The organism is Sorangium sp. So ce834, assembly GCF_051521425.1.
In the GTDB taxonomy this organism is placed as follows: Bacteria; Myxococcota_A; Polyangia; order Polyangiales; family Polyangiaceae; genus Sorangium; species Sorangium cellulosum_D.
This window is the reverse complement of record NZ_CP150351.1, coordinates 9,713,177-9,737,977: the sequence shown is the minus strand read 5'-3', so window position 1 is coordinate 9,737,977 and position 24,801 is coordinate 9,713,177. Positions and strand designations below refer to the sequence as shown.

Here is a 24,801-nt window from a genome sequence, read left to right as displayed (position 1 = left end):
GGCGAGGCATGGCCAATATCTTGACCAGCAGCCAAGCGCTTGTCAACTAAGTTCTTAGCCGCCAGCGACTCGATCTATTTCTGCTTCGCCTTCTTCTGGGGAGGATGCTCGCGCGCCTCGCCGGCTGCGGCCTCTGGGGCCCCTCCGAATGCGTCCTTGGGGGCGATGAGCTCCAGCAGCGCTGAGAGAGACCGCAGCCGCATGTGCTCCCACTGCTCCCGGTCCTCCGAGCCAGCCAGGGGGGCGCCGTGCCCCTTGTTCAGGTAGTCCGTCATCTCGGACGCGACGAAAAGGCGGAAGCGGTCCGCTAGACTCGGCTCGTTTTTCGGCGCGTCAACAATCTCGGTTGCTTGCATGCGAAGCTCTAGTCTGTGGTAGAAATGCGCCAGGGAGACCACGTCGGCCGGCTCGATGAAGTCGTCTCGGTCGACGATCACCGACAGGCCCGCCCGGTCGACGTAGGCCTCGATCCCTGGGTTGGCCGTAACCGCCATACGGCGCAGCGTCGGCCACATTGGATGCGCCATCATCGGACAGGCTGTCTGGTCGGGCGGGGGATCCGCCCGGTGTACCGCCGGCTCTTTGGGCGACCCTTCACCGCGCGCGAGCCACAGCGCGCTTACCCCTGCCGCGTCGGCGACCTTGGCGATCGTGGTAAACGCCACACGATCCCCGAGCGTTCGGATCATGGCGCCCACGTGGCCGGGTGCTAGGCCAGCCTTCAGGCTGAGCTCGCGGGCGCTCATCCCTTTCTCCTGGAGGACCCACTTCAGTCTCTCGGCGAGTGACGACATCCGAGTGCTGTACACCACTAACAAGCGCTTGTCACCTCTAGCCCTTGGTTGACAAGAACTTGGTTTCGGTTAAGCTCTTGGCCATGACGGAACCCGCTCGTCCCCCGGAGACTTTGGGGGCTCGACTCCAGAACCTGAGAACTTTCGCGGGAGTGAGCCGGCGCAGGCTGAGCCAGATCGCCGGCATCGCCCCTGCGCTTGTCGGGATGATCGAGCGGGGGAAGGTCGCGTCCCCCCAGGCTGGCACCTTGGTCAGGATCGCGCGCGTCCTCGGGTGCAGTATCGACTGGCTCGCGACCGGCACGGGCCGAGCCCCGAGCAGGGCCCGGGTCATGGCTGCCGTAGCCACGGCCACCGCCGCAAACGAGGCCGCCGCGAACCCGCTCCCCCCGCCCGCCGCCTGACGTGCCCGCGCCGGCCTCCTCCTCGCCCCCGCCCGGCGTCATCTACGTCGCCGTCGCCTTCGGCCGCCCGCCGTCCGGCATCCGCTGCCCGGCGGGCCGGTACACGTGGTGCGCGTGGTGGCGAGCGAAGCCGACGCGCGAGGCGCCCACCCGGCCCGACGGCCTGGGCGGCGCCGCGTCGCACGCCGCCGGCCTCGCCGAGGCGGAGCGCATCGCCCGCGCCTTCGGGCGCACCTGGCCGCTCGAGGAGCTCCCGGCCGCCTGGGCGAAGTGGGCGCGGACCGGCGAGTGGCCGGAGGAGCGCGCCGCCCGGATGGCCGAGGAGGAGCGCCGCTGGCGCGAGATCCACGCGGAGGCCCAGGTGCAGGCGGAGCGCGACGCGCAGGATGCCCGCCGCCGCATCGAGGATGCGCTCTGCCGGATCCGCGGCAACCCCGTCGCCGACGCCGCCGCGCTCGCCGCGCTCGGCCTGGCCCGCGACGCCACCGCCGATGACGTGAAGCGCGCCTTCAAGCAGCGCGCGCTCGCCGCGCACCCCGACCGAGGGGGCTCCCACGAGGCCTTCCTCGCGCTGACCGCCGCCCGCGACCGCGCTCTCGCGGTGGTCGGCGGCGCCTGACTCCCTCGCCGGCCCGCGCCGGCGCTCTCGTCCGAACCGCGGCCACGGCCGCCCAGGAGACCGACCGACATGAACGAGAACACCCCGTCATCCTCGTCGCTCATCACCCCGGAGGAGCGCGCCGACTTCGACGCGTCCATCCAGCGCTCGGCGGCTGAACGCCGCGCCGAGCACGCGATCCGCTCGCAGTCCTCGCAGAAGCTTGCGGCGGTCCGGGACGCCGGCGATCCGCCGCCCACCCACACCAAGTTCGTCAAGGTGAACTGGGGTGGTGACGACTGGACCCAGAACTACGGCCGCAGCTTCCCGGCGACGACGACGGACGAGGCCGCCGTGTCGAGCGCGCTGGAGGAGCTCCAGGAGAAGGTGCGCGCCGGCGAGATCAAGCCCGGCCGCGTCAAGAGCGTCAAGGTGATCGACGCCTGACCCTTTCGGCAGCGGCCGGCCGTCGCTGGCCGCTGCCCTGTTCACCGACACGACACCGCGGCTTTGCCGCCCAGGAGACCGACTCGACATGACCGACCAGAAGAACACGCCCGCCCGTGACACTGCGCATCCGTTCCGCGACGACAGCCTCGAGGCATTGCGCTGCATCGCCTGGCATGCGACGCCGTTCACGTCCGAGGACGCCGAGCACTTCCGCCGGATCGGCGGCTCGGTCGGCGGCGAGGAGCGCGGCGAGCGCCCGGAGGATCCCATCGTCGCCGCGCTCGACGACGCGGTGACTGGCTTCGTCGAGGCCGTCACCAGATACCGGAGCGACGGGAGCCTCGTGCCAACGTCGCCGGACGACGCGCCGAAGACGCCAGAGGATTGCTGCGCGCTGACCTATCGAGAGGCGCGCGACGCCACGATCGAGCTGGTGCGCGCGGTGCTCGTGGCGGCTCTTGACGAGAGCGGCGTGGGGGCGCGGCGCGACGCCGAGCCCGAGAACGTCGCCGCTGGCGCGACCGCACCTCCCGCGCCGGCGCGCCGCAAGGGCTTCCTCGAGCGGCTCCTCGGCTGGGCCGTCGACACCGCCGTCACGCGCGCGCCGGGCTATGACGTGCAGCTCATCGAGCAGCCCGCCCACGCCGCCGCCGGGCGGTGGATGATAGAGCCGCAGCGCCGCGCCCTGCTGGTCGACTGGCTCGCTGCGAGGTACCCGGGGATCGCCAGCGTAGATCGCGTTGCCCTGATCGATCTGGTGCTCGCGAGCGTGACCGCCGCTCCTGGGCCCGCGGCGCCGGCGCCCGTGGTCGTCGGGAACGAGGGCTTCGGCCGCTGCCCGCATTGTGGCGAGCGGGACACGTCGCCCATGGCGCTCGGGGCGCGCGGCTGCCGCGACTGCGGCCGGATGTACACGGTGACGTGCGTCGGTGGATCGACACCGGGGGACGGTGCAGGCGCTCCGTCGGCTCCACCGTCGTCGCACGGCGCCGGCCTCGACGCCGCCGCGGCGCGCCTGGCCGGGGTCATCACCGGCTTCCGGTCCGACGGGAGCTCCGCCTACCTGGCACCGGAAGACCCGGAGGAGAGCGTCGAGCAGTACGGTTGCAGGCGGCACGCCGAGGCGCGCGACGGGCTGATCGAGCTGGTGCGGGAGGCCCTCGCATCCGTGATGCGCGATGTGCGGCTCCTCAATCGGGAGGTCGGCGCGCTGCGTTCCATGGTCGATCCGCTCCCGATCGCCGATGCGTCGCGCCAGCAGACAACGCGGTACAAGCGCCTGCGCCCCTTCATGCCCGACGCGACGCCGCCGGCGGTGGGTCAGCTGAAGGTGCGCGTCGAGGTTGGTGCCCCCACCGGCTCGAACCGCACGTCGAGCGTGGTCGCGTTCGACGCGAAGGGTCGCCAATGGCTGCTCCAAGGCGTTCGGTTCGAGGAGTGGGAGATCCCGCGCGAGGTCCGCGACGGAAAGGTCGTGCGGACCGGTCAGCCGTTCGCGCGCCTCATCGCGGAGGCGCCGCTCGTCGAGGAGCTGATTCCGGTGGATGAGCCGGTCGATCCGTTGCGGGGCGAGGTGCCCGCCGCGCCGGCTCCGGCGCACGCGGGCGTCCACGTCACCGCGCCCGAGGCGACGGCGCCGGCGGCCGGGTCGTGCCACGACGACGCCCTCGCTGAAGCGGCCGAGAACTACGTGTTCGAGAACGGCGTATTGGTCTCACTGCTCCCGCACGTGGAGGACCTGGTCCGCGCCGCCGTACCGCTCGCGCGGAACCTCGCCGAGGCGCCGCTGGATCCGTCGGCCGCCGCGTCGCGCTTGGCGGGCCCGATCCTCTCGTGCCTCTTGGAAGTCGTCGACGCGGCGCAGAACCACGATCGCGCCATCTCACAGGCTTACGAGGCACGGCTGAAGGAGAAGTACGGCATCGACGTGTCGCAACTCCCCTTTCCCAATGGGGAGGGCCCAGACCCTCTTCCGGACGTCAAGAGGATCTTGCTGCTCGGCTCTAGGTTCGCCGGGAGCTGCTACGTGGATAGCGCCGGTCACCTGTACCATCCCGACGACCCGCGGGTCTTGGCCATGCTGAGCGCCCGGGCGCGCGAGGCGACCGGCGAGGAGGAGCGCCTGCGCGGGATCTTCCGCGAGCGCGCCGAGCAGGTGGGGCTTGACGGCGCGGAGGTGAGCCGATGACCGAGCCCCGGCTTCTGCGGATCGGGTGCGAGGGCGACGACGTCGCGGTGTGGCAGAGGCAGCTCGTCGCGCTCGGGTACCGCCTCGTCGTCGACGGCGACTTCGGGCCGCGCACGGACGCCGCGACGCGGAGCTTCCAGCGCGCCCGCGGCCTGGCCGTCGACGGCATCGTGGGCCCCAGGACGATGGCAGCGGCCGCTGCGCTCACCGCCCCGTCGGGGCTCGTCGCGAAGGTCACGACGCCGCTCTCGGAGAAGGCGCTGCGGGACGTGCTGGCCCGCGGGCACGAGCTCCGCTTCGGTCGCGCGCCGTCGCCGAAGCGGCTCGCCTGCGCCTGGGCCCACGTGGCCCACGAGAACGCCCGGGGCCGAGCGGTGCACTGCAACAACCTGGGCAACATCTCGGCGTTCAGCTGGTCGGGCGCGTACTACGTCATCCGCGTGCAGGAGCGCGTCCAGAAGAACCCGGACGTGTGGCGGTGGATCGACATGCGCTTCCGGGCGCACGCGGCTCCGGAGGTCGGGAGCTCCGACTACTGGGCGGTCATGGCGCAGAGCTACGCCGCGGCGGTGGTGCTGTTCGACGCGGGCCGGCCGTACGACGCGGCGCTCGCGCTCGGCCGGAAGGGGTACTTCACGGCGCGCCCCGAGCCGTACGCGACGAGCATGGCGCAGCTCTATCGGAGCTTCCCGGCGGAGGGAGGAGCGAAGTGATGAACGACTTCCAGCTCAACTGGGCGCGCGAGGAGATCTACGACTGGGCCGCGTTCAGGCTCATCGCCATCATCGGGATCACCGGCGGCGGGTCGATTGCCGCGGCGGCGTTCGGCGGACCGAGGGCGCTGCAGGTCCTGCTGGCCGTGGCGGGCGTCTTCGCGCTCGTCGTGCTGGGGATCGCCTGGGTGCGGCTCCGGGCGCTCCGGGCGCGCCGCGACGGGGCCACGCTCCTGGGCGTCGAGCCGACCTGGTACCCGCCGGTGCCGCCGCGGGTGACCGGCTGCAGCATGTGCAAGCACCTGCAGGACGAGCGCGCGGGCTTCCTCCACGAGATCGAGGGACTCCGGCTGGAACTCGCGGCCCTGCGCGTCGCGAGCCGGAGCGATGAGGGCGCACCGCTTGCAGGCTGAGGCGCGGAGCGAGGGGCGGCCGCGGGATCGTCCCGCGCCCTCGGCGACGTGCCCGAGGTGCAGTCACCTGCGCGGGCTCCTGCTCGAGCAGCGGCGAGCCCTGCACGAGCTCACAGCGGGGCTCGCCGTCTTCCTCGCCGCTCGGAAGTCGGAACGCCTCCGCCGGCGCCGAGCCGCGGAAGCGCTCTACGACTACGAGGCCGAGGCCGACGTGCTCGGTGCCATGCTGCGCGGCGCGTGCCCGCTGCCGCCGGCGCTGTTCGCCGCGCCGTGGCATTACGAGCTCGCGCTGGCCGTCGCCACGGGGCAGCTCGATCAGACGCTCTTGCTGCCCGAGATGCGAGGCTACCGCCGCGGGCTGATGCGGCGGCGCTGCACGCCGGAGCGCATGGACGAGGCGATGGAGGACGTCGTCACGCTCGCGCGATGCCGCCGCGCTCTCCGCGCCGTGGAGGAGGCCGCGAAGGCCCTGCGCCGGCCCGGTGGCGTGGGCGCTGCTCGCGAGGAGCTCCGCCACGCCCTCTCCCTGCTGGAGCAACCCCAAGACGAGGTGAGCCCGTGAGCCTGCCGCCGCTGCGAGGCTACCAGCACCGCGCGGTCAACGAGGCGCGGCGCGCGTTCGGCGCCGGCGCGCGCGGCGTGCTTGTCCGAGCCCCGACCGGGGCGGGAAAGACCCGGATGGCGCAGGAGATCGCGCTCGCCGCGCTCGCGAAGCGCGCGGAGTCGCGCGTGCTCTGGCTCGCCCACCGGATCGAGCTCATCGACACGCCGGCGGCGCGGCTGCGCGAGACTGGTTTGCCGGTGCGGGTCGTCCGGGCCGACGAGGCGAGCGGCAACGAGGACGCGCGGCTTGTCGTCGCGTCGACACAGACCCTCGCGCGGCGCGGGGACCTGCCTGCTGCCGACCTCGTCATCTTCGATGAGGCGCGGCACTACTCCGCCCCGCTCTGGGCCGAGATCGCTCGAGGCTACGAGCGCTCATGGCGGGTCGGCCTCGACGCCACACCCGATCGGCCGCTGCGGCACCTGTTCGACGCCATCGTCGATGTGGCGACCGATGAGGAGCTCGTCGCCGGCGGCTTCCTTGTCCCCTGCCGGACCATCGCGCCCTCGACGAGGGTCAAGCATCTCGCTCGTGGTCCGGTGGAGGCATGGCACGAGTTCACCCCGGGGCAGCGGGCGATCTTCTTCTGCGCTTCCGTCGACGAGGCCGAGCGCGTCGCGCGCGAGTTCACCGCCGCCGGCACGCCCGCCGCCGCGATCCATGAGGGCACCGATCCGGAGCGGCGCCGCGAGGCGCTCAGGACCTACTGCGACGGCAGCGGCCCCCGCGTGCTGACCAACGTGTTCTGCTTGACCGAGGGCACCGACCTTCCGCCGACCGAGGTCGTGGCCGTCTTCCGCTCGTGCTCGAGCGAGTCGACATGGATCCAGATGATCGGCCGCGGCCGCCGCCCGGCGTCTGGGAAGGAGCGGATGACGCTCCTCGACCCGTACGGGCTGTATCACGAGCTCGGCCTCCCGGAGGACGAGCGGCACTGGTCGATCGACGGCGCTCCTCCGCGGCGCGCCACCGCGCTGCCGCCGGCCATGCAGTGCCCGAGGTGCCTCGGGTGGAGCCGGGGGACACCATGCCCGTCGTGCGGTGCTACAAAACCGACGCGGCCAGCTCCGCGCGTCCAGCGCCGCGACATGGCCGAGGTGCGGCGCGAGGCCGAGCGCCACACGCCCGAGCGGCGCCTCGACGCGCTGCGGAGGTGGGCCCAGCGCGAGCGAGAGGCCGGGCGGTCCCCGTGGCGAGCGCGCCACATCTACAAGGGCGTTTACGGCGCCTTCCCCGACGATTCGATGATGCGCGAGGTGACCAATGAGACGAGATGAGGCGCGGTTGCAGCGCGAGATCCTCGTGGGGCTCGGGCGCGAGCACGACGTTTGGGTGCACCCCAACGTCGTGGGCGAAGGGTTCCACGGGGCCGTCTACGGCCAGCTCATGCGCGAGCTCGACGGCGCGGCGCGCGAGAACGTCATGCGCGTGCTCACGCGCTCGAGGCTCACCTACGGCCTCGGGGTTGGCTCGCCGGATCTCCTGCTCTCGGTCGGCGGGCGGATCGGCTGGCTCGAGCTCAAGCGCGAGGGCGGTGGCGGCGCGAGCGCCGGGCGCGTGAGCGAGGAGCAGGCGCGGTGGCACGAGGCGGCCCGGCGGCGCGGCATGCTCGTCGAGGTCGTGCGCAGCGTCGAGGAGGCCATGGTGTTCGTCCAGGCTTTGAGGGGTGCCGGTTGATGAGCGAGGTGAGCGTCGAGACGCAGCGCGGCGGGCGTGTGGATCAAAGGCGGGCACCGCGCGGCGCGCCGCCGCCCATCCCGATGAACGACACCGGCGACGAGGACATCGAGCGCGACGCGATCCTGGACGATCGGCCGGTCATCCGGCTTGGCGAGGTGGAGCTCCACGAGGCGATCCGGCTCGGCGTCGCCGCACTGCGTGGCGATCCTGACTTGTACCAGCGCGACGCGACCCTCGTGCACGTCGTGCGCGCACCGACCCTAGGCGACGAGGAGGAGGGGGCGCCGCAGATCCACGCGATCGCCGTCGACACGCTGCGCGCGCGGCTGACCCGATACGCCAGATGGGAGCGCTTTAGCCCGCGGACGGGGGAGAGCATCGCTGTCGTCCCGCCCGACAACATCACCAAGGGCATCCACGCCGCGAAGGAGTGGGGTGGCATCCGCCCGCTCGTGGGGGTGATCGACACGCCGACGCTGCGGCCAGACGGCACGGTGATCTCGTCCCAGGGCTACGATGCGGCCACCGGCTACATCTACGCGCCCAGTTGCGCCTACCCGACCGTTCTGGCGAAGCCGACGCGCGAGGACGCGCAACGCGCCCTGGCGGTCCTGGAGGACGTCTTCATCGACTTCCCGTACGGCACACCCGCGGGCCGATCCGTGGCTGTCGCCGCCGCGCTCACGCTCATCGCCCGTCCTGCCATCCGCGGGGCGACGCCGGTCGCCATCTTCGACGCGAACACGCCAGGCAGCGGCAAGACGCTCCAGGCTGACTCCGCCTGCGTCTTGGCGACGGGGCGCGACTCGGGCAGGAAGAACTTCCCCACCGACAAGCGAGCGGCCGACGAGGAGGTGAACAAGATCCTCTGCGGTTACGCGCTCCTGGGGACGCGCTGCATCAACTTCGACAACCTCTCGCCCGAGGTGCAATTCGGCGGATCGGCGCTCGAGATGGTCGTGACGGCCGAGAACAGCGTCGACTTCCGGCTGCTGAGCACGAACCGCATCCTCCAGCTCCCGTGGCGCACGGTGGTCTTCGGCAGCGGCAACAACGTGAGCCTGACGCGCGACATGCTGCGCCGGTGCATGGTCGCTCGCATCGAGAGCCCCTACGAGCGGCCCGAGAACCGCCCGCTCTCGGACTTCAAGCACCCGGAGAGGGCATTCGGCCTGAAGCGCTGGATCCGCGAGCACCGGCCCGAACTCGTCGCCGCTGCGCTCACCCTGCTGCGAGCCCACGCTGTCGCGGGGAGGCCGTCTCCAGGCAGGACCTGGGCCAGCTTCGAGTCGTGGACCGCCGTCGTGGCCGACGCGATCGTCTGGGCCGGCGGCGCAGACCCGCTCGAGTGCCGCCCGAGCGAGTCGGCTGATGCGAACCCGGAGCGGGTGGCCCTCGCCGCCCTCATGGCGGGCATTCAGCGCCTCGACGAGGAGGGGAAGGGGTTGAGGCTCCGGGTGCTCCTGTCGAGCCTCTACCCGCCCGAGCGCGTACGCGGAGAGGCCATGCCGCCCGACGGGCACGAGGACACCCGGGAGGCTATCGAGGCGCTCGTCGAGACCAAGCCAAGGACGCCGCCGGACGCCACGAAGCTGGGGAAGGTCTTCGCCAAGTACAGGCGGACCAACATCGGCGGGGTCATGCTCGACTCCCGGGAGGACCGCCGGGGCAACAACACCTGGCGCGTCGCCCAGGTGCCGCGCGCGTAGCTCTCGCCGCGCTCCGCGCCCGCAGGCGCGTCGACGTCGCGCTCGGTGCGGAGCTGCTCCGGGCTCATGCAGCGGGGCGAGCCCATGACCTCGCCCGCCGTGGAGGTGTCGGCGACGAGCTCCCGAGGCGGCGCAGGCCGCGGTCGCCTCGCGCTTGTCGTCGTGCCTGGCTGGGCGCCTAGGGGGGCGCCGCAGTGCCTGGCGGTCGCAGGGGTCGTCGGGCTCCCCCCGACGAGCTGTCCGCGCGCGCCCGCCGGGCCGCCGCCGCTGGCCTCGGGGCATGGTCGTGACGGGGGTCGCGACGGGGATGACGGGGGTGGTGACGGGGGTGGTGACGGCTCCACCCCCGTCACTTAACTGCGCTGAATCACACGTGTTTCCGATGATGACGGGGGATGACGGGGGATGTTTTGTATATTCTACGCACGCGCGCACACGCGCGCGCCCGTACACCAGGCCCTGGGTGCAAAGACCCCCGTCACCCCCGTCACCCCCGTCACCCGGTGTGGCCGGATCCTTGGCTCAAGTGCTCGGAATCGTTGGCCTAAGTTGCCGAGGAGGCGCACGGAACCGCACCCCCGTCACCCCCGGCAACGGAGGCGGGCTGCTAGCGTCTCGGCGCTGCCGGTGATGCGTCCGGGTGAGAGGCGGCGTAGGTTTGGCCGGGCCCGCTGTGGGCCCGCTGGCACAGGAGGTGGCGCGATGGCTGTGAGATCTGGCACGGAATGGGAGCCTGGGGCGTACGACGAGGACCCGATGGTGAACGCCGTCCTGAATGTGGCGCGTGAGCTGCGCCGACTGGCAGACGCGACGAACGGGCTCCTCTACGGTCTCAAGTACGGAAAGGAGCAGGGCCTGAGCATCGCCGAGGCGGTCGAGGTGGGCTGCAAGGCGGCAGGCGAGAGCATCGCGACCTCGATCCAGCAGGCAGCCGAGACGCTGAGCGACTCCGAGTAGACCGCGCTCTGCTGCACCCCCCCGCGAACAGTGTTTGAGGGGGTCCGAGGCGACGGGTCCCGCTGCGTGTGATTCGACCCGGATCCGAGCTGGATATTTTATTCCTGGCGGCACTGGGCCACGCTGACCAGATCGCAGATCAGAGGTCGCAATCACCGGTGTTCGCCGCGGGTATGCCCTGCCGAATATTCCTCCGCGAATGCGGAGGCGCGCTAGACCTCACACGTGCGCAGCAAAGGCATGGTGGCGTTGCGGAACGCGGGGCGGCAGGAGGACATCGCGCGGAAGCTCGGTGTCTCGCAGGGCACGGTGAGCAAGTGGGGCTCCGGCACCAAGCCGCTGTACGAGAACCGCATCCTCATGCGGGACCGGCTCAAGATCCCGGTGCAGGCCTGGGACGAGCCGGTGGAGACCTCGCCGCAGGCGGCAGCTTAGCAATGGATAGCTCTGTACTCATGATGTCCGCCGCACATCTGGCGGAGAGGGCCGTGCGCTGCGCTGTTCGCGGCGCGAGTGAACTGCCCATCCGCGCGGCGCTGCGTCGCTTTCGCGAGGCGATGGGCAAGGCCGAGATCGGCGTCTGGCCGGTCACGGTGCGTCTCGACCAGCCCGCGCCCGAGCGCGCGGAGCCCCGCATCAAGGCGGGGTACCTCGCCGTCGAGCGCCCTGAGCCGTGACCAGCGTCGCGGACCTCTACACGCCCGCTGACGCGGCGCAGGCGCGCTGGGCTCGTGAGGTGGACCTGGCGCTACGTGCGCGCGACGGCATGGCCGTACGCGCGGCGTGCGCGCGCCTCGCCCGGCAGCTCCGTGGGGAGATCATCCTCGGCGCCGACGGCCGGCCGTACCTGGTCCGCTACCAGCTTGCCGAGTACCCCCGCGGCGGGCCGCGCGTGTACCTCCACCACTTCCAGCAAAGCGACCAGGCCGAGAAGCTGCACAACCACCCCTGGGACCGCTCCGTGAGCCTCATCCTCGCCGGCGGGTACCGCGAGCACCGGCACCGCGCGGCCTCTCGCCTGCTCCGGCTCGGCGACACGAACGAGATCCGCGCCACGGACTTCCACCGCGTCGAGCTCGTCGAGGCGGATGCCTGGACCGTGTTCCGCACCGGCCGGTACGTGGGGACCTGGGAGTTCCTCGACACGAGGACCGGACGCCGGATTCCGTGGCGGGACTTCGCAAACCGCCGAGAACACGCGTGATATTCGATATCGAATAATCGACCCGCGCACAGGGTGAATATTCGTCCAAGCATACGTCGCTGCCTCACGCTTGAGGCGTGTCGTGTTGCCCGGTCGGCAAGCACAAGCAGCGCTCGGAGATCGAGGCGCTCATCGCTACGTGCGATGACGACCTCGCCGTCGCTGACCGCTTCCGCGGCGTGACCCGCGCGGCGGTGAAGAAGCACCGTGCGCACATGCCTGCCGCCGAGCCAGCGCCGGCGCCGCCGCCCGCACCGGCCGCGGCCAGATCCGCGACGGCGCGCGTGGTTCCGATCCGCGGCAAGCGCGCCGCTGCCCCAGAGCCGGAGCTCGACGAGGAGGCTCCGGCATCGGAGCCCGCGCCGAAGCGCGCCGGGCGCGGCATCACCGACGAGGATCTGGAGTCCGCGTACCGCCGGTCCGTGCGGTTGCTCGAGGCGCTGGAACGGCTCGTCGAGAGGCTTGAGGGCGACGAGGGCGCGAGCCATCGCGATCTGCTCGGTGCGTACAAGGAGCTCCGGGAGAGCATCACGCTCCTGGCCCGCCTGACCCGCGAGCTCGGCCCCGAGCGCGAGGTCGTGATCGTGCAGTCGCCGCAGTGGAAGAAGGTCGAGGCGGCCCTGTTCCAGGCGCTGCGTCCCTTCCCGGAGGCCGCGAAGGCGGCGGGCAAGGCGCTCCAGGCGCTCGAGGAGGCCGCTTGAACGGCGGGCTCGGGCGCGTCGAGAAGGCGACGAAGCACGCCACGATGGCGGGCGCGCTGGCCGCCGGGCTGCTCGCGATTGCGCATGCCGCGACCGTGCCCTCGTGGCCGTCGGAGAAGTACCGCAACGACCCGGTCGCATTCTTCCGGGAGGTTCTCGGGATCGAGCCGTGGGACCGACAGCTCGAGGTCATTGAGGCGATCCGCGACCACGACCGCGTGAGCGTGCGCGCCGGCCAGAAGGTCAGCAAGACGAACACGGTCGTCGGCGCAGCGCTCTGGTTCTACTGCTCCTACGAGCCGGCCCTCGTGCAGATGACCTCCGTCACCGCGCGGCAGGTGAACACCATCCTGTGGCGCGAGCTCAAGTTCGAGGTCGCGCGCTCCGGGCGCTGCGCCGAGTGCCGCGCGCGGGACTTCACCGGGTTCAGCCGATGCGAGAGGTGCTCACCGGCGCCGCTGATCGACGGTGACCTCTCCGAGGTCCCGGCGACCGGTCTGCGTACCGCGGGCGAGCGCCGCAAGATCTCCGGCTTCACCGCGAAGGAAGCGGAGGCCGTACAGGGCGTCTCCGGCAACGTCCTCTGGATCATCGACGAGGCCAGCGGCGTCCCCGAGCCCATCTTCGAGGCGATCGAGGGCAACTGCGCCGGTGGTGGCAAAATCCTCCTGACGGGCAACCCGACGAAGATTGAGGGGACGTTCTTCCGGTCCCACAACGAAGGGAAGGAAGCCTGGCACTGCATCCACATCCCGAGCACCGATAGCCCGAACGTGCGTGAGGGGCGGACGGTGATCCCCGGGCTCGCGACGAGGCACTGGGTCGAGCTGCAGGCCTCGAACTACGGCGAGGATTCGGCCTGGTACTACGCCCGCGTCAAAGGCGAATTCCCGATCGCGGACTCGACGAAGGTCGTCCCGATGTACCTCATCAACGAGGCTCACGAGCGCTGGGAGGACTTCCTCTACCAGCACCGCGAACTCGGCAAGGAGTACGAGGGGCGGCTCCAGGTCGGAGTCGATCCCGCGAGCACCGGCGACGACGAATCGATCTGCATCCTTCGCCGCGGGGACATGGTGCTCGGTGCCCCCCGCGCCTGGCGAGGGCTCGACGAGAAGCGCGTCGCGGCCGAGGTGATGCAGGTCATCCGCGCGGAGCTCGCCGAGCGTGCCAAGCGTCGCGGGCGCCCGGAGACGCAGAAGCCGCTCCTGAAGTTCGACAAGTGCGGGACGGTCGGAACCGACTTCTACGCCGCGATCCGCGAGTACAAGGACGAGATCGACATCGTGCCTGTCGACGCGTCGCTGCCGTCGTCGCGCAAGAGCGAATACCGGACGCTCCGCGACGAGATCTGGTTTGGGGTCGCGATGTGGCTGCGCGAGGGCGGTGCCATCCCGCCGGAGAAGAAGCTCGACGTCGAGTTGATGACGCCGAGCTACGAATTCGACGACCGACAGCGCCGCATCGTCGAGAACAAGGACGACCTCAAGAAGCGCATTCGTCGCTCCCCGGACCGCGCCGACGCGCTCGCCCTCTGCGTCTACGAGCCGCACCAGGTGCGCGCCGAGGACTACCTGCAGGGGCCCGCGGCGCCGTCAAGGGACGGCGAGCAGCGCGCGTTTGACCCCTACGCCGCGAGCCGGCAGATGAACCCCTACGCCGCGAGCCGGGCCTTCGGGAGGCGCTCATGAGCCTGCTCTCGCGCGTGCGCGCCGCGGCTGGGGCAGCAGTCATCCAGGCGGTTGGCAAGGAGCGCGTCGCGCGCGCCCTCGGCGTGCCGCTTCCGGAGAACGTTGAGCGGGTGCGCAAGATGTTCGGTGGGCAGCTCGCACCGCCGCCCGTCTCGATCCTGGAGTGGTTCCAGGACGACATCCACACTGCGAAGCGCGCGGCCGACACTGGCGATCTCAAGCTCGCTGGGCAGCTCTGCCACGCGCTGCGTGGTGACGGCATGGTGCTCGGCCTCCTCAAGGCCCGGACCGGCTACCTCGTGCGGCTCCCAAAGCGCTTCACGGGCAACGTGGAGATGCGGGCCGCGCTCGAGGGTCCGGACCACCGCCGCGGCGTGTTCGAGGCGATGTTCCCCGCCAAGGAGCTCGCCGCGCTCGTGGCCGACGGGATCCTGCTTGGCGTCGGCATTGCCGAGCTGCTCCCTGTGGAGGGGCGGAGCTTCCCTGTTCTCCGTCGGCTCGATCCTCAGTACCTCCGGTATCGATGGAACGAGGGGCGGTACTACTACGACTCGATCGCGGGGCCGCTGCCGATCACGCCTGGTGACGGGCGGTGGATCCTGCATTCGCCGGGCGGAGAGATCGCGCCGTGGAACGGCGGAGCATGGTTCGGGCTCGCGCGAGCCTTCGTCTCTAAGGACCACGCCTTCATGTACGAGGAGGCCTATGCCGCCAAGCACGCGCACCCTGCGAGGGTCGCGCGGACGGCGGCAGGTGCGACGCAAACTGAGCGCCTTGGTTTCCTCGAGCAGCTGATCGCCTGGGGCATCAACACCGTGATCGAGATGCCTCCCTCCTGGGAGCTCGACCTCATCGAGTCGAACGGTGTCGGCTACGAGGTCTACGAGCAGCTCACGAATCGGCGCAACGAGGAGATCGCGCTCATCCTCTCCGGGAGCAAGGTGCTCGTCGACGGTGGTAGCGCGTTCTCGAACGACAAGGTGTACGAGGCGATTCGCGCGGACCTCGTGCAGGAGGACGCGGATGGGCTCGGGCACACGCTGAACACCCAGGGGATCCCGCCGTGGGTCAACGTGACGTACGGCGCCGACGCGCTCGAGGAGGCCCCGCTCGTCGAGTACGACGTTACGCCGCCCGCCGACCTGAAGGCGGAGGCGGAGGCGCAGAAGGCCTCCGCGGAAGCGATCGCCGCGTGGGATGGCCTGACCGGCAATCGCGTGGACCGCGACAAGATGGCCGTGCGCTACCGCGTCCCGATCAAGGGGGACGTGGACGGCGACGGCGAGGTCGATGAGGGCGCGCCAGGCGTGGAGCTCGAGGAGCCTGGCGAAGGCGACGACGACGAGCAGGAGATCGACGAGGCAGCATGAAGAAGCGCACGCGCCCAGCAGCAGCGCCTCTGGTCCGCTCGGCGCAGGTGCGCTCGATCGATGAAGAGCGCCGTCGGATCTCGGCAGTCGCCTCAACGGAGGCGGTCGACTCCTACAGTACGATCCTGCGCGCAAACTGGGAGCTCGCGAGGTTCAACGCGAACCCTGTGCTGCTCTTCGCGCACAACGACTGCATGCTGCCGGTCGGCACGTGTGAGAACGTGCGCGTCGAGGGGAAGGCGCTTCTCTTCGACGCCGTCTTCGACGACGCGACCGAGTTCGACCAGCAGGTCTGGGAGAAGTACCGGCGCGGTGTGCTCCGCGGGTTCTCGGTTCGCTTCAACCCGCTGGAGCGTCGAGTCATCGAGGACGGTGGGCGCCAGGTCATCGAATACACCCGAAGCGAGCTGATGGAGATCAGCTGCGTTCCGGTACCAGCCAACCCCGAGGCCCTTCGGCGCTCGGCGGGCGAAAAGGGAGACGCTATGAAGAAGGGCGCGCTGATGAAGGCGCTCCGCGCCATCATGGACGGCGACGGGAGCGACGACGAGAAGAAGGCCGCCGCCGAGCTCTACGAGAAGATGGGCGGCGACGACGCCATGAAGGCGGCCGAGGGCGAGGACGACGAGGGCCGCGCTGAGGGCGACGAGGGCGACAAGAAGTCCGAGGAGGACGGGGAGAAGAAGGGCGACGAGGACGGCGACCGCTCCGCGCGGGCCCCCGCACCGCCCCGTCCCGCGGCACGGCCTCCTCAGGTGCGCTCCAGTGGAGGCGAGGTCATCGATCTCGCCGTCCGCGTCGCGCAGCTCGAGGCGTCGGAGCAGCGGCGTGCCGTCGCGTCTCTCGTCGAGAAGCACAAGGACCGGTTCACGGAGACCACCCGCGCGTGGGCCCTCGGCGAGAGCCTCGAGGTGGTCCAGCGCTACATCAAGAGGGCGCCGAAGGTCGACCTCAAGGCGCCCGCCGCGGCGCCCGCCGTGCGCGGCGCCGAGCAGGGGACGGGCGACGCCGCTGCGGCCATCCCCGGGGAGGACGAGAAGCGGCTCGACCGGATGTTCGGGATCCAGGAGGAGACCGACCAGATCGGATACGGCCAGTTCGATCCGATCCGTGGCGTCCGCGTCTTCCAGGCGCCGAGCCCCGGCAAGGTCCGCGCTGCTGCGAAAGGGGTGAAGTGACATGGCCGCTGCAACGAAGAACCGGCCGACGTCGAGCAAGGTCGTCGACTACATCGTCCTCGGCGCCGCCGCGAATGCGGTGCTGTACGGCGGCACTATCGGCGCGAGCAACGCCAGCGGATACGGTGTGCCCGCCACGTCGGCGACCGGACTCAAGATCTGGGGCAAGGTCCGCAAGACGGTCGACAACACTGGCGGATCCGCCGGCGCCAAGAAGGTCGTGATCGACTTCGGTCACGAGGTGGAGGTCTACCTCTACGCCAACGACACGGGCACGGCGCTCACCATCGCGGATATCGGCACTTCGCCGTACTGGCTCGACAACCAGACCGTGACCGGCGACGACACGGGGCGCAGCCAGGGCGGTACGGTCTGGGACGTCACGTCCGAGGGCGTCTGGGTCTTCTTCTGATCGGAGGAACGAGAGATGCTCTGGACCATCAATCATGTGCTGAACACCGAGGCTCGCCTGACCAAGCTGCAGGCGGACTCCTTCGCGCTCGCGCTGCGCAACGTCTGGTACGACCGCCTGATGACGGTGCGCCCCGGAGAGGGCGCGCGCCAGGTCTTCGAGTGGCTGCTGACCACCGCGCAGATCTACAAGCTCGACGACGGCAACGGCCTTCGCTTCGACGACCTCATGACGCAGTCCACCGAGGTCGTCCACGACGACTACGGCGTCGGGCTCAAGATCAAGCGCAAGCAGTGGGAGGACGACGCGTTCGGCTTCGCCGGGGACTGGGCGCGGCAGATCGGGTCGGCCATGGCGCTCGATCCGCAGTACGCGCTGATCACGCTCATGCAGAACGGCGAGACGTCGAACGGGTACGACGGGCAGGCCTTCTACTCGAAGGCTCATCCGATCAACCCGTTCATCGGCACTGCATCGGGGACCTACGACAACCTCATCGACGACATGAACGACATCGACTCGTCGTTCGCCAACGCGACGAATCCGGCGCTGAACTCGGCGAATCTCGTCGCGGCGATCGCCTACATCAAGACGATCAAGATGCCGAACGGCAAGAACCGGAACCTCCGGCCCGCGGTCCTCCGCATACCACCGCAGCTGGAGAAGACGGGCATCGAGCTCACGAGCGCCGCGTTCATCGGGGCGACCGAGAACGTGATCCGCAACTACCAGCTCGACACGCTCGTTGTGAACGAGCTCGGCAACGCACCGACGCACTGGTACCTGGACTGCCTCGAGGGCGAGACGCCGGAGCTGCTGCCCTTCGTCCGGTTCGCCCGGATGCCGTTCGAGATGACCAGCTACAACGGCATGACGCAGGCGGAGCTCTCGCGGAAGTTCGAGCTCGAGTGGCACGTGCGCGGCCGGTTCGGGCACATGTACGGCCACCCCTACCAGAGCTTCAAGTTCAAGGGCTCCGGTCCCTGATCTGACCCCCGCGGCCGCGCCGCACCCAGTCCAGGCGCTCCAGGAGCAGCGCCGCCCGACCCCGACCGGCCCTGCGCCGGCGGGGCTTTCGGGTCAGGAGACCCCATGTCGCTGTACGCAACCCTCCTCAATGTCAAGGACTTCGGCGTCATGCCGAGCGAGGACATTGACGAGCTCGAGCGTCGCGATCCTGGCATCACCGAGCGGATCAGTACCATGGTCTCGGCGCTCTTCGACGCGAAGCTGATCAAGCGCTACGCGGCGCCGTTCGAGGAGCCATATCCGGACGTGCTTGTCTATCAGGTATCGCAGGCCGTCACGTACCACCTCTATCTCAAGCGTGGCTTCAACCCGTCCTCGGCGCAGGACGCCGAGATCAAGGCCAAGAACGACGCGGCCTGGGCGTGGCTCGACGAGGCGGCCAACGCGAAGGAGGGGCTCGTCGAGCTGCCGCGGCGGCAGGAGTCGCCGCCGGGCGGGGGCGCGGTGAACGTGGGCGGCCCGCTCTCCTACAGCGAGGAGAACCCGTACACGTGGATGCGGCGCCAGCGCGAGCGGGCGCGCGGAGGGTTTCGATGAGCGGCGGTGACTTCGCCGCGCTCGAGCGCATGATCTCGTCCTGCCAGGCGCTGGCGCGGCTGCCCGAGGACGCGGCCCCCATTGCCGCGCGCAAGGTCGCTGAGGAGCTCGACCGGACGGCGAGCGCGGGTCAGGCGCCGGACGGCACGCCCTGGGCCGACAAGAAGTCCGGCGGCCGAGCGATGGTGAACGCGGCGAAGGCGATCGCCGTCAAGGCGTTCGGCACGGTCATCCTGATCACGCTCACCGGCCCCGAGGTGTTCCACCACTTCGGCGCGGGCGGGAAGCCGCGGCGGCAGGTCATCCCGCAAGGTTCGCTCCCGGCGAAGCTGGGCAACGCGATCCGCCTTGGCTTCGTCGAGCCCTTCCGAAAGGCGGTGAGCAAATGAGCCTCACTGCGCTGTATCGCCATGTACAGGAGCGTCTTGAAGTCGCCGGCGTTACGGCAGAGGTGCGTTTCGGTCGTCGCGAGCCCGCCAAGCAGATCAACCAGGGCGTCGGCCGCGCCAACCGCGTCGTGTTCTCGCCGGGCGACGATGGCGGCGGCCTGGGTGGTTACGAGGCGCCCGTGAAGCCAGGGAGGAACCCGCGCCCGATCTGGGACTGGCTCCTCGTCGCCCGGGTCTACGTCTGGGCCTACGACGGCTCGGCACCCAACGACGAGGCCCTGCAGTGGGACGCCGTGACCGAGCTGCACGACCTCGTCCTCGAGGCGATCCACAGCTACACGGCGGGCTTCTACCAGCCCTCCTCGCCTCGGGTGCTCGGCACGACAGAGCGCCGCTTCGGCGAGGAGATCGTCTTCCTGCTCGAGCACCGGCAACCGGTGCTGGCGACGCCGCGGCCGCGGCGCGAGGCGCCGATCGTGGCGCCCGGCCAAACATTCCTGGTGACGCCGAACGGCGAGGAGCAAGGGTGCTGAGATGACGCCGAGTGTCGAAATCGAAGTCTTGGACAACCAGCTCGACATCCGAGCTCCGCAAGACGCCATGCTCGCCGTCGTGGCCACGGCGGCGGACGGACCGATCGGCGTGTTCGCGCCGGTCACGCAGACGCAGGAACTCGTCGACACGTATGACGAGGGGCCGCTCGTCGAGGCCTGCGCGTACGCGATCGAACGCTTCGGTCTCACCGTCCTGCCGGTCCGCACGGACGCGAGCGTCGCCGGCGGCTATGGCACGTTGACCGACGGCATCACGGGCACGAGCGAACCGACGCTCGACGTTACCGCCGAGCCGATCGACGAATACGAGGTCGTGATCCGGTTCAAGACCGGCGGCACGATCGGCGTTGCTGGGATCACGTACTGGCTGTCGTATGACGGCGGCCGCAGCGGGCTCAACTCGACGGATCCGGTGTACGCGCTCGGTACCGCGACGAAGCTCGTTGTGCCCGGTGGTGGGGCGGTCGACTTCGACGCCGGCACGATCATCGCCAACGACCAGCTGAGCTATCCGACGACGGCGCCCGGGTTCAATGCCACGGAGCTCGGCGCCGGCCTCACGTCGCTGCGCCTGACACAGGCGCGCTGGACTGCGCTGTCGGTGTACGGCGACCTGGACGCGACGAAGCTCTCCGCCCTCGACGCCGGCCTCGAGGCGATGCACACCGCCGGCCGCGAGCGGCGCGCTGTGGCGCACGCCCGGAAGCCGACCCCAGGTGAGAGCGAGGCCACCTACCTCGCAGCGATGATCACGGCGTTCGGTGGCTCGGCGAGCCGGCGCGTCGCGCTGTGCGCGGGCGGCGCCAAGATCGACTCGTCGATCTCCCGCCGGCGCTACCGGCGCTCGCCGGCGCTCGCCGTCGGGGCGCTCGCTGCTGCGGTCTCGGAGGAGATCGACCTCGCCGAGCTCGCCTATGGGCCCCTGCCCGGCGTGGCGATCGCGGACGGCAACGGCAACCCCGACGAGCACGACGAGCGGATCAACCCGGGCCTCGACGACCAGCGCTTCCTCACGCTGCGCAGCTGGGAGGGGCGCGCGGGCGTCTGGGTCAACAACCCGCGCCTGTTCGCGCCGGTGGGCAGCGACTTCCTGTATCTCCAGTACGGCCGCATCGTGGACCTCGCGTGTACCGTCGCGCGGTTCGAACTCGAGCCGATCCTCAACCGCGGTGTGCTGGTGCGGGCCGACGGCACCGGGCGCATCGATCCGAACTTCGCGATCGCGGTCGAGGGGCAGATCAGCGCGCGTCTCGGAGACGCGCTCGTCGGCCAGCGCAAGGCGACCACGGTCGTGTTCACCCTCTCGCGCACGGATGACGTGCTGCGTACCGGGTCGATCGGCTGGCAGGTGCGTGTCGTGCCGCTCGCCTACCTCAAGAAGCTCCGGGGCAAGGTCGCGCTCGTCGCGTCGGCGAACGCCCCGACCAACATCGCGGGGTGATCACATGACCACGGGCAAGGACGTCTTTCGCCGCAACGGATATGAGCTCGCCTGGGCGAGCATGCAGGCGAAGGTCGATAACGACGAGTTCTACGGGTTCACGGGCGTCGACTACGAGGAGAAACTCGAGCGCGCCTTCGCGTGGGGCATGGACAAGGCAGGTGTCCCCCGCGGCGTCACCAAGGGCAAGTACAGCGTCGAGGGCAGCTCGATCAAGATGTACAAGGCCTCCGCGCTGGCGCTGATCGAAGCGCTGGCGCGGAAGTCGCCGGGCGGGAAGAGCTACGGACACGTGCTCTTCCACCTCACGCTCCAGTACGTGGAGGAGGACATCTCCGTCACAGAAGAGCTCTTCGGGTGCCGCATCGCCGGCGCGAAGCGGAGCATCGCGCAGGGCCCTGACGCCGCGATCGACGAGATCCCGATCACCGTCATGTACGCCAAGATCTCGGGCCCGAACATCCAGGGCCTGACACTCTTCGACAACAGCCAGGGGAGATACTGACCATGCCGACGATTCATGACGACGAGCAGGAGCAGGCGCGAGACGCGGAGAAGGAGCTCGAGGCGCAGCTCGACAAGAAGCGCGCGGAGCTCGCCACGCTCCAAGCCGGGCGCGAGAAGTCCAAGCGCCTCGCCGAGCTCCAGGCCGAGCTCGCGGAGACCGAGCGGAAGTGCCAAGAGGAGGCAGCGCTCGCGGAGGCAGAAAGCAAGTTCGGTCCGCTCGGGAAGAAGCTCGCCGCGCTCGACACGGTCGACGGCCTCGTGATCGTCAAGCAGCACGACGGGGTCAAGGTGCGTCTCTGGGCGGACAAGAACGGCGAGAAGCCCTCGGTGCAGGCGTGCCGAGAGCTCGTGCGCCCGTGCGTGGTGCACCCCGCGCTCGAGCGCTTCGACGAGATGGTGAAGGACCGCCCGCTGCTCCTCGTCACGGCCGCCGGGAAGGTCCTCGAGCTCGCCGGCATCGGCGCCAAGGAGGTCTCGGGAAAATAGAGCAGCTCGTGGAGCGGGCACGGGGGAATGACGGGCTGAGCGCAGAGCTCATCCGGTGCCTGTTCCAGGAGCGCGGACGCAACGAGGCGGAGCTCATCAGGGGTCAAGCGGGTGCAGTGGTGCTCTTGAGGGAGTTCCGCCGCATCGAGTCAGCGATCAAGTCGCGCGGGTGATGTGATGGCCGGATCGGGTGACCAGACAGCTAGGTTTGCGGTCGAGCTCGACGCCAAGGGCGGCGATAAGGCTCGCGACCTGGCCAATGCGCTCTCCGGCCTTCGCGACAAGATCAAGGCCGACCAGAGCGCGGTGGCCGAGCTCCAGTCCGCTCTTCGTCGCCTCCAGGGGGGAGGCCAGACGAACACCGAGGTGTTCAAGAAGCTCCGCGACCAGCTCACGGCGAAAAAGGCGGCGCTCGCTTCGGCGCAGGAGCAGTACGTGAAGTTGGGAGGCACCTTCGGTCCGGTCGCGAGCGGCGCGAGCGTCGCGAACGCGGGGCTGTCCAACCTCATCTCGACGGTCACGGGATCAGGAGACCCGGTGTCAGGCCTCATCGGGCGCGGGCAGCAGCTCACCGCGATCCTGGGCAAGGCGGGGGTCTACGGCGCGATCATCATGGTAACGGTCGCCCTCGTCGGCCTCACTGTGGCCGCGGTGGCCGCGGTGGCTCAGCTCGCCGCCTATTCGCTCCAGGCGGCGAACGCAGCGCGCGACACGCGGCTCCTGTTCGACGCGGTGGACGTCGGCTCGGGCGCCGGGCAGCGCCTCGGCGTGCAGGTTGAGCTGCTCGCTGAGCGGGTGAACCTGGCGCGGGGGCAGCTCAACGAGATGGCCCTCGCCCTGGGGCGCACGCGGCTCCAAGGGCGCGCGCTGGAGGCGGCATTCAGCGCAGTGGCGACGACCACCGCGGTCATGGGCCAGGCTGCGGGCAGCACGCTCCAGAGCATCGCGACCGAGGCGGCGAGGACGCGTGTGTTCATGCTCGGCGCGTTCTCCCTCGACGGGACCGGCCTCAAGGTGGCCGACGTCGCAGCGCAGCTCGCGAAGCGCCTCGGGGTCTCGATGAAGGCCGCGACCGAGGCGATCCGCAACGGCCGCGTGCGGGTGAGCGAGGGCCTCGCCGCGCTCGACGCCGCGGTGCAGGCGAAGTTCGGAAAGATCGCCACGGCGCAGATGCTGAGCTTCGACGTCCAGATGAAGCGCGCCCGGGAGAACGTCGGGGCGATCTTCAAGGACGTGAAGATCGAGCCGTTCCTCGAGGCGCTGCGCGACGTGCTGCGGCTCTTCGACCGGAACACGGTGGCCGGGCAGCAGCTCAAGTTCATCGCCGAGACGTTCCTCAACCCCATCTTCGACACGGCGCGCGCGGTATCGCCGTTCGTGCAGGGGATGTTCAAGGGGATGATCATCGGTGCGCTGCTCGTCGCCATCACCGTGCAGCGGCTCAAGAAGGCTTTCGACGACGCCTTCGGCTCGAGCACGAAGTCGAAGATCGATTGGGTGAAGGTCGGGATGTACGTGGGCGTTGCCGCGGTGATGCTCCTCGGCGCGGCGCTCCTGTCGCTCGTCCCGATCGCTGGCCTGATCGCCCTGTCGTTCCTTCCTCTCGGGGTCCTCGTCGGGGTCATCGTGGCCGGGCTCGTGCTCGCCATGGTGGCCGTCGGGGCGGCCGTGTTCGCGGTCTACGCGGCCTTCCGGTGGGCCTACCAGGCCATCGCCTCCCTCGACTTCGCCGAACTCGGAACGAGGCTTGTGGACGGCCTCGTCTTCGCCATCACTGGGGGCGTGGGGCGGCTCGTCGGCGCGGTGAAGCGCCTGGGCTCGTCGGCGGTGAGCGCGCTCCGGAGCGTGTGGGACGTGAACTCGCCGTCGAGGGTGTCGGCCAAGATCACGACCCACTTCGTCGAAGGCTCGGAGCTCGCGCTCGAGCACGGGACGGCAGGTGTAGAGGCGGCCTCGCGCGGGCTCGCCAGCGCCGCGGTGGACGGGCTGGACGGCATGCAGGCGGGCCCTGGCGTGGCTGCGGCGGCGCGCGGCGGCGATGCACCGAAGCCTGCGCGCGGCCCGGGGGCCGGCCGCGCCGGCATGGTGCTGCACGTCGAACACCTCGAGATCAACGGGGTCAAGGACGCCGACGAGCTCACGAGCCGCAAATTCCTCGTCCGGCTTGTGGACGTGCTCGAGGGCGCGGCGACGTCGGGCGGAATCCCCATCAACCCGGAGCCCGCATGATCAACCCGCTGATCGACTCGGATCCGTGGAGCGTCGTCGTGCTCGCCGGCAGGAAGAACCCTGGCCTGGCCGAGGTGGTCGGCGCCGGCTCGCCGCGGGACTGGGACATCCGGAAGGGCTACGGGCTCAGCGGGGCCTTCGTCGTCTACACCGGCGACAACCTGGCCAAGTTCAGCGTGCGCGTGCGGCTGTTCGAAGACGCGCACTTCGACGCGTGGGACGCGTGGGCGCAGCTCCTCGCGAAGCCGCCTCGCGGCGTGCGGCCCAAGGCACTCGACATCTACCATCCCGCCCTCGACGACCTCGGCATTCGGTCCGTCGTCGTGGAGGACCGAACGCAGCTCGCGCCGGAGGACGAAACGGGCATGTGGATGTCCGAGATCAAGTTCCTCCAGTTCCGGGCGCCCACACCGATGCTGGGAAAGCCCGAGGGGAGCAGCGCCACCTTGAAAGAGCCCACCGCAGAGGACTCGTACGACAAGTCGATTTTGTATCTGAAAGATCAGTTCCAGCGGCCAACGGACGATCTGGGCACGGTGTTTAGCCGCGCGTTGGGAGGCTGA

At 70.1% G+C, this 24,801-nt stretch carries 29 protein-coding genes; 28 read left to right on the top strand and 1 reads right to left on the bottom strand.

The window, feature by feature from the left end:
* Window positions 1–74: 74 nt before the first annotated feature.
* Window positions 75–746: a hypothetical protein gene (locus WMF20_RS35730; protein WP_437606281.1), complete on the bottom strand. Its 672-nt coding sequence runs from the start codon at window positions 744–746 to the stop codon at window positions 75–77.
* A gap of 131 nt (window positions 747–877) precedes the next feature.
* On the opposite strand from WMF20_RS35730, the gene WMF20_RS35725 reads away from it, so the two are divergent.
* The 28 genes from WMF20_RS35725 to WMF20_RS35590 all read left to right on the top strand — a co-directional run bounded on the left by WMF20_RS35725 (window position 878) and on the right by WMF20_RS35590 (window position 24,801).
* Entirely contained in the window at window positions 878–1,198 is a 321-nt protein-coding gene (locus WMF20_RS35725) for a helix-turn-helix domain-containing protein (RefSeq protein ID WP_437617199.1), read from the top strand.
* Window position 1,199: 1 nt separating this feature from the next.
* A complete protein-coding gene (locus tag WMF20_RS35720; RefSeq protein ID WP_437606279.1) occupies window positions 1,200–1,817 on the top strand; it encodes a hypothetical protein in 618 nt (205 codons plus the stop codon).
* A gap of 69 nt (window positions 1,818–1,886) precedes the next feature.
* A complete protein-coding gene (locus WMF20_RS35715) occupies window positions 1,887–2,243 on the top strand; it encodes a hypothetical protein (protein ID WP_437606278.1) in 357 nt (118 codons plus the stop codon).
* 88 nt (window positions 2,244–2,331) lie between these two features.
* Window positions 2,332–4,434 carry a hypothetical protein gene (locus tag WMF20_RS35710; RefSeq protein ID WP_437606277.1) on the top strand — a complete coding sequence of 701 codons (2,103 nt, stop codon included), beginning with the start codon at window positions 2,332–2,334 and terminating at the stop codon, window positions 4,432–4,434.
* The gene (locus WMF20_RS35705; RefSeq protein ID WP_437606276.1) at window positions 4,431–5,147 is read left to right on the top strand and encodes a peptidoglycan-binding protein; all 717 of its coding nucleotides are present in this window, start codon (window positions 4,431–4,433) and stop codon (window positions 5,145–5,147) included. The genes WMF20_RS35710 and WMF20_RS35705 overlap by 4 nt, the downstream gene beginning before the upstream one ends.
* Window positions 5,147–5,560, top strand: coding sequence for a hypothetical protein (locus WMF20_RS35700; protein WP_437606275.1), 414 nt, complete (start codon window positions 5,147–5,149; stop codon window positions 5,558–5,560). Before WMF20_RS35705 ends, WMF20_RS35700 begins: the two co-directional genes overlap by 1 nt.
* On the top strand, window positions 5,550–6,122 hold the full coding sequence (locus tag WMF20_RS35695; protein ID WP_437606274.1) for a hypothetical protein: 573 nt from the start codon (window positions 5,550–5,552) through the stop codon (window positions 6,120–6,122). The genes WMF20_RS35700 and WMF20_RS35695 overlap by 11 nt, the downstream gene beginning before the upstream one ends.
* Window positions 6,119–7,441 carry a DEAD/DEAH box helicase gene (locus tag WMF20_RS35690; RefSeq protein ID WP_437606273.1) on the top strand — a complete coding sequence of 441 codons (1,323 nt, stop codon included), beginning with the start codon at window positions 6,119–6,121 and terminating at the stop codon, window positions 7,439–7,441. Before WMF20_RS35695 ends, WMF20_RS35690 begins: the two co-directional genes overlap by 4 nt.
* A 7-nt stretch (window positions 7,442–7,448) precedes the next feature.
* Window positions 7,449–7,841, top strand: coding sequence for a VRR-NUC domain-containing protein (locus tag WMF20_RS35685; protein WP_437606272.1), 393 nt, complete (start codon window positions 7,449–7,451; stop codon window positions 7,839–7,841).
* Complete coding sequence (locus tag WMF20_RS35680; protein ID WP_437606271.1) at window positions 7,841–9,553, top strand: hypothetical protein; 1,713 nt, start codon at window positions 7,841–7,843, stop codon at window positions 9,551–9,553. The genes WMF20_RS35685 and WMF20_RS35680 overlap by 1 nt, the downstream gene beginning before the upstream one ends.
* A 702-nt stretch (window positions 9,554–10,255) precedes the next feature.
* Window positions 10,256–10,510, top strand: a complete 255-nt coding sequence (locus tag WMF20_RS35675; RefSeq protein ID WP_437606270.1) for a hypothetical protein — start codon at window positions 10,256–10,258, stop codon at window positions 10,508–10,510.
* Window positions 10,511–10,735: 225 nt separating this feature from the next.
* Window positions 10,736–10,945 carry a hypothetical protein gene (locus WMF20_RS35670; protein ID WP_437606269.1) on the top strand — a complete coding sequence of 70 codons (210 nt, stop codon included), beginning with the start codon at window positions 10,736–10,738 and terminating at the stop codon, window positions 10,943–10,945.
* A 20-nt stretch (window positions 10,946–10,965) separates the two neighbouring features.
* Window positions 10,966–11,187, top strand: a complete 222-nt coding sequence (locus tag WMF20_RS35665) for a hypothetical protein (RefSeq protein ID WP_437606268.1) — start codon at window positions 10,966–10,968, stop codon at window positions 11,185–11,187.
* Window positions 11,184–11,714, top strand: coding sequence for a hypothetical protein (locus tag WMF20_RS35660; protein WP_437606267.1), 531 nt, complete (start codon window positions 11,184–11,186; stop codon window positions 11,712–11,714). The genes WMF20_RS35665 and WMF20_RS35660 overlap by 4 nt, the downstream gene beginning before the upstream one ends.
* A 77-nt stretch (window positions 11,715–11,791) precedes the next feature.
* Complete coding sequence (locus tag WMF20_RS35655) at window positions 11,792–12,415, top strand: hypothetical protein (protein ID WP_437606266.1); 624 nt, start codon at window positions 11,792–11,794, stop codon at window positions 12,413–12,415.
* The gene (locus WMF20_RS35650; RefSeq protein ID WP_437606265.1) at window positions 12,412–14,106 is read left to right on the top strand and encodes a hypothetical protein; all 1,695 of its coding nucleotides are present in this window, start codon (window positions 12,412–12,414) and stop codon (window positions 14,104–14,106) included. Before WMF20_RS35655 ends, WMF20_RS35650 begins: the two co-directional genes overlap by 4 nt.
* Window positions 14,103–15,476 carry a phage portal protein family protein gene (locus WMF20_RS35645; RefSeq protein WP_437606264.1) on the top strand — a complete coding sequence of 458 codons (1,374 nt, stop codon included), beginning with the start codon at window positions 14,103–14,105 and terminating at the stop codon, window positions 15,474–15,476. Before WMF20_RS35650 ends, WMF20_RS35645 begins: the two co-directional genes overlap by 4 nt.
* On the top strand, window positions 15,473–16,654 hold the full coding sequence (locus tag WMF20_RS35640; protein ID WP_437606263.1) for an HK97 family phage prohead protease: 1,182 nt from the start codon (window positions 15,473–15,475) through the stop codon (window positions 16,652–16,654). Before WMF20_RS35645 ends, WMF20_RS35640 begins: the two co-directional genes overlap by 4 nt.
* 1 nt (window position 16,655) lies before the next feature.
* On the top strand, window positions 16,656–17,066 hold the full coding sequence (locus WMF20_RS35635) for a hypothetical protein (protein WP_437606262.1): 411 nt from the start codon (window positions 16,656–16,658) through the stop codon (window positions 17,064–17,066).
* A gap of 15 nt (window positions 17,067–17,081) precedes the next feature.
* The gene (locus WMF20_RS35630; protein ID WP_437606261.1) at window positions 17,082–18,053 is read left to right on the top strand and encodes a Mu-like prophage major head subunit gpT family protein; all 972 of its coding nucleotides are present in this window, start codon (window positions 17,082–17,084) and stop codon (window positions 18,051–18,053) included.
* A gap of 105 nt (window positions 18,054–18,158) precedes the next feature.
* On the top strand, window positions 18,159–18,632 hold the full coding sequence (locus WMF20_RS35625; protein ID WP_437606260.1) for a phage protein Gp36 family protein: 474 nt from the start codon (window positions 18,159–18,161) through the stop codon (window positions 18,630–18,632).
* Window positions 18,629–19,021 (top strand): hypothetical protein, encoded by a 393-nt coding sequence (locus tag WMF20_RS35620; protein ID WP_437606259.1) that lies wholly within the window; start codon window positions 18,629–18,631, stop codon window positions 19,019–19,021. Before WMF20_RS35625 ends, WMF20_RS35620 begins: the two co-directional genes overlap by 4 nt.
* On the top strand, window positions 19,018–19,554 hold the full coding sequence (locus WMF20_RS35615; RefSeq protein WP_437606258.1) for a hypothetical protein: 537 nt from the start codon (window positions 19,018–19,020) through the stop codon (window positions 19,552–19,554). Before WMF20_RS35620 ends, WMF20_RS35615 begins: the two co-directional genes overlap by 4 nt.
* Window position 19,555: 1 nt before the next feature.
* Window positions 19,556–21,016 (top strand): DUF2586 family protein, encoded by a 1,461-nt coding sequence (locus WMF20_RS35610; RefSeq protein WP_437606257.1) that lies wholly within the window; start codon window positions 19,556–19,558, stop codon window positions 21,014–21,016.
* 4 nt (window positions 21,017–21,020) lie between these two features.
* A complete protein-coding gene (locus tag WMF20_RS35605) occupies window positions 21,021–21,521 on the top strand; it encodes a hypothetical protein (RefSeq protein ID WP_437606256.1) in 501 nt (166 codons plus the stop codon).
* A gap of 2 nt (window positions 21,522–21,523) precedes the next feature.
* The gene (locus WMF20_RS35600) at window positions 21,524–22,009 is read left to right on the top strand and encodes a hypothetical protein (RefSeq protein WP_437606255.1); all 486 of its coding nucleotides are present in this window, start codon (window positions 21,524–21,526) and stop codon (window positions 22,007–22,009) included.
* Between the two features lie 177 nt (window positions 22,010–22,186).
* Window positions 22,187–24,238, top strand: a complete 2,052-nt coding sequence (locus WMF20_RS35595) for a hypothetical protein (protein WP_437606254.1) — start codon at window positions 22,187–22,189, stop codon at window positions 24,236–24,238.
* The gene (locus WMF20_RS35590; RefSeq protein ID WP_437606253.1) at window positions 24,235–24,801 is read left to right on the top strand and encodes a hypothetical protein; all 567 of its coding nucleotides are present in this window, start codon (window positions 24,235–24,237) and stop codon (window positions 24,799–24,801) included. The genes WMF20_RS35595 and WMF20_RS35590 overlap by 4 nt, the downstream gene beginning before the upstream one ends.

Coding starts and splice junctions, on each gene's coding strand:
- WMF20_RS35730 (WP_437606281.1), bottom strand. CDS start 746: ATGAGCGCCCGCGAGCTCAGCCTGAAGGCTGGCCTAGCACCCGGCCAC.
- WMF20_RS35645 (WP_437606264.1), top strand. CDS start 14,103: ATGAGCCTGCTCTCGCGCGTGCGCGCCGCGGCTGGGGCAGCAGTCATC.
- WMF20_RS35620 (WP_437606259.1), top strand. CDS start 18,629: ATGAGCGGCGGTGACTTCGCCGCGCTCGAGCGCATGATCTCGTCCTGC.
- WMF20_RS35680 (WP_437606271.1), top strand. CDS start 7,841: ATGAGCGAGGTGAGCGTCGAGACGCAGCGCGGCGGGCGTGTGGATCAA.
- WMF20_RS35630 (WP_437606261.1), top strand. CDS start 17,082: ATGCTCTGGACCATCAATCATGTGCTGAACACCGAGGCTCGCCTGACC.
- WMF20_RS35635 (WP_437606262.1), top strand. CDS start 16,656: ATGGCCGCTGCAACGAAGAACCGGCCGACGTCGAGCAAGGTCGTCGAC.
- WMF20_RS35610 (WP_437606257.1), top strand. CDS start 19,556: ATGACGCCGAGTGTCGAAATCGAAGTCTTGGACAACCAGCTCGACATC.
- WMF20_RS35675 (WP_437606270.1), top strand. CDS start 10,256: ATGGCTGTGAGATCTGGCACGGAATGGGAGCCTGGGGCGTACGACGAG.
- WMF20_RS35640 (WP_437606263.1), top strand. CDS start 15,473: ATGAAGAAGCGCACGCGCCCAGCAGCAGCGCCTCTGGTCCGCTCGGCG.
- WMF20_RS35665 (WP_437606268.1), top strand. CDS start 10,966: ATGATGTCCGCCGCACATCTGGCGGAGAGGGCCGTGCGCTGCGCTGTT.
- WMF20_RS35705 (WP_437606276.1), top strand. CDS start 4,431: ATGACCGAGCCCCGGCTTCTGCGGATCGGGTGCGAGGGCGACGACGTC.
- WMF20_RS35595 (WP_437606254.1), top strand. CDS start 22,187: ATGGCCGGATCGGGTGACCAGACAGCTAGGTTTGCGGTCGAGCTCGAC.
- WMF20_RS35710 (WP_437606277.1), top strand. CDS start 2,332: ATGACCGACCAGAAGAACACGCCCGCCCGTGACACTGCGCATCCGTTC.
- WMF20_RS35605 (WP_437606256.1), top strand. CDS start 21,021: ATGACCACGGGCAAGGACGTCTTTCGCCGCAACGGATATGAGCTCGCC.
- WMF20_RS35600 (WP_437606255.1), top strand. CDS start 21,524: ATGCCGACGATTCATGACGACGAGCAGGAGCAGGCGCGAGACGCGGAG.
- WMF20_RS35615 (WP_437606258.1), top strand. CDS start 19,018: ATGAGCCTCACTGCGCTGTATCGCCATGTACAGGAGCGTCTTGAAGTC.
- WMF20_RS35715 (WP_437606278.1), top strand. CDS start 1,887: ATGAACGAGAACACCCCGTCATCCTCGTCGCTCATCACCCCGGAGGAG.
- WMF20_RS35590 (WP_437606253.1), top strand. CDS start 24,235: ATGATCAACCCGCTGATCGACTCGGATCCGTGGAGCGTCGTCGTGCTC.
- WMF20_RS35725 (WP_437617199.1), top strand. CDS start 878: ATGACGGAACCCGCTCGTCCCCCGGAGACTTTGGGGGCTCGACTCCAG.
- WMF20_RS35625 (WP_437606260.1), top strand. CDS start 18,159: ATGTCGCTGTACGCAACCCTCCTCAATGTCAAGGACTTCGGCGTCATG.
- WMF20_RS35700 (WP_437606275.1), top strand. CDS start 5,147: ATGAACGACTTCCAGCTCAACTGGGCGCGCGAGGAGATCTACGACTGG.